Genomic DNA, 2,382 nt, shown 5'->3' on the forward strand with positions numbered 1-2,382 from the left:
TCTGCGCCAACCTCGTTACCGGCGAAGAGTGCGTTTTTTCTCGTAAGTGCGATCGGGCGGATCTGGTTCTCGACCGGGTTGGTGTCCAGCTCGAGTGTGCCGTCGTCGAGAAAGCGGATCAGGCCGGGCCAGTGCGCGAGGGTGTAGCGGATGTCCTCGGCCAGCTGGGATTTCTGCGGGATGCGCGACAGCTGCATCTCCAGCCAGGGTTTGAGCGCGGCGACGATGGGGGCCGCATGTTCGCGCCTTGCCGCGAGACGCGCAGCCGCGTTCGTGCCGCGCACGGTCTTCTCGACCTGATAGAGCAGCGCGATCTGGCGCAGCATCTCCTCGGCGATGGGCGAGCGGTCGCTCTCGAAGCGTTTCACGAAGCGGCGGCGGACATGGGTCCAGCAGTAGACCAGCCGCCAGGGGCCACCCTCGCGCGCGATCTCGGTCATCGCGTTGTAGGCCTGGTAGGCATCGCATTGCAGGAACCGGCCCCGATACCCGGCGAGGAAGTTCAGCGGATGCTCCTTGCCCCGACCGGGGGCGTAATGAAACAGCACGATGGGCGGGCCGACACCGCCATGGCCGCGATCATCGGACACCACGGCCCAGAAATAGCCGCTCTTCGTGGTTTTGCGCCCCGGATCCAGCACCGGCGCGCGGGTCTCGTCGACGAAGATGCGATCGGCGCGGCGCAGATGGGCCTGCATGTGCCGGATGATCGGCAGCAGGTGGAAGCAGGCGCGGCCGACCCAGTTGCCGAGCGTTCCGCGGTCGAGATCGATGCCCTGCCGCTTGAAGATCCCGGCCTGGCGATAGAACGGCAGATGGTCGCCGAACTTCGAGACCATGATCCAGGCGATGAGCTGCTCCGTGGGCAGCCCGCCGGGCACGACATGCTCGGGGGCATGGGCTTGCGCCATGCCCTGCGAGCAGCGCCGGCAGGCGTATTTCGGGCGCCGCGTCACCAGCACCCGGAACCGGGCCGGGATGACGTCCAGTCGCTCGGACACGTCCTCGCCGATCCGGGCCATCTCGCCACAGCCGCAGGGGCACAGGATGCTGGCAGGCTCGATCACCCGTTCGACCCGCGGCAGATGCGGTGGCAGATGCCCCCGGTTGCGCCGGGGCTTGCGGGGCGCATCCGTGCCCTTGGCAGCCCTCAGGGCGGCCTCGGCCTTTTCCTGTGCTGCCTCGAGCACGCCCTGGGCCAGTTCGGCATCCTCGAGCGGCAGATTGAACTGGTCGGGCGACAGCTTCTCGGAGCTTTTGCCGAACTTCTCGCGTTGCGCCATGCGCACGATGTCTTCCAGCCGGCGATTGGCCTCCTGCACCTCCGCCAGCACCGCCTCGACCTCGGCCAAGCGAGCCTTCAGCAGAGCGTTTTCGCGGGCGAGAGCGGCAGCATCCATGGGGTGAAGTGAATCATGGAGCGCGGTATATGACCAGTAAAAACAGGGCTTTCCCGCACCATCACGCTCACCCTGCCGCCAGCGGACGACGCGCCCGCTCCGGCCGGACCAGTCGCCAGTCCAGCCCCTCGAACAAGGCGGCGAGTTGCGCGGAGGACATCCGCATCACCCCGTCCCGCACCTGCGGCCAGACGAATTTCCCGCCCTCCAGCCGCTTGTGAACCAGCACCATCCCGGTCTGATCCCAGGCCAGCAACTTGATCCGGTCCGCGCGTTTCGATCGGAACACAAAGACCGCCCCGCAGAACGGGTCCAGCCCGAACATCTCCTGCACCGCCAGCGCCAGGCCATCGATGCCCTTGCGAAAGTCCACCGGCCGTGTCGCCACGAAGACCTTTACCGGCCCGCTCTGGCCGAGCATCATGACATTNCATGACATTGCCGCCCGAGCCGCGCGGATCGCCCGCGTCAGCTGGCCCTCATGGGCGTCAGCACCGGCGCGGATCACGACATCGCCCACAACGATCTCCAGATCGAACCCGGCATGGGCCGGAACCGCAGGCGGCGAGGGATCCTCGACGACCAGTTCGGCAAAAGCAGGCAGCGCCGCCATGCTCTCGGGAACCAGCAATTCCCCCGCCCGCAGCTTCTTGCGCCAGTCGTAGATCTGCCAGCGGGTCGCGCCATGCCGGCGCGCGACATCGGCCACCGTCACCCCGGGCATCAGGCTTTCCACCCCGATCCGCGCCCGCTCGCCCTTCGTGCGTCGGCGCCGACCGCTTGGTCCCTCAATCACCTCAAGCCGGGAAACCCCACCGTCGATCGAGCCGTCCAAATGGACGCCCATTTTGCCGTCTATCTCCAAAACCACCCCTCCGCCCCATGCCCACCCGCGGAGAATGGACCGATCAGATCAGCAGCGGCAGGAGGAGAGCGCCGTGGCGCTTACACTCATCTGCCATGAGCGCTAGGAGTATGGTGC

At 66.9% G+C, this 2,382-nt stretch carries 2 protein-coding genes and 1 pseudogene; all 3 read right to left on the reverse strand.

The genetic code is table 11. The annotated features are described in order from the left end of the window. A partial coding sequence (tnpC, locus tag QQL54_RS15405; protein WP_284392531.1) for an IS66 family transposase occupies positions 1 to 1,400 on the reverse strand: 1,400 nt, incomplete at its 3' end. Positions 1,401 to 1,467: 67 nt separating this feature from the next. Then, positions 1,468 to 1,821, reverse strand: a complete 354-nt coding sequence (gene tnpB / locus QQL54_RS15500; protein WP_131539996.1) for an IS66 family insertion sequence element accessory protein TnpB — start codon at positions 1,819 to 1,821, stop codon at positions 1,468 to 1,470. 204 nt (positions 1,822 to 2,025) lie between these two features. Further along, positions 2,026 to 2,247 (reverse strand): annotated as a pseudogene (locus QQL54_RS15505) (transposase); the annotation flags it as partial. Positions 2,248 to 2,382 lie beyond the last annotated feature (135 nt).

This window comes from Algimonas ampicilliniresistens, assembly GCF_030159955.1.
Classification (GTDB): domain Bacteria; phylum Pseudomonadota; class Alphaproteobacteria; order Caulobacterales; family Maricaulaceae; genus Litorimonas; species Litorimonas ampicilliniresistens.

Excerpts from the sequence above, each read along its gene's own strand:
- tnpB (WP_131539996.1), bottom strand. The coding sequence starts at position 1,821 with ATGCTCGGCCAGAGCGGGCCGGTAAAGGTCTTCGTGGCGACACGGCCG.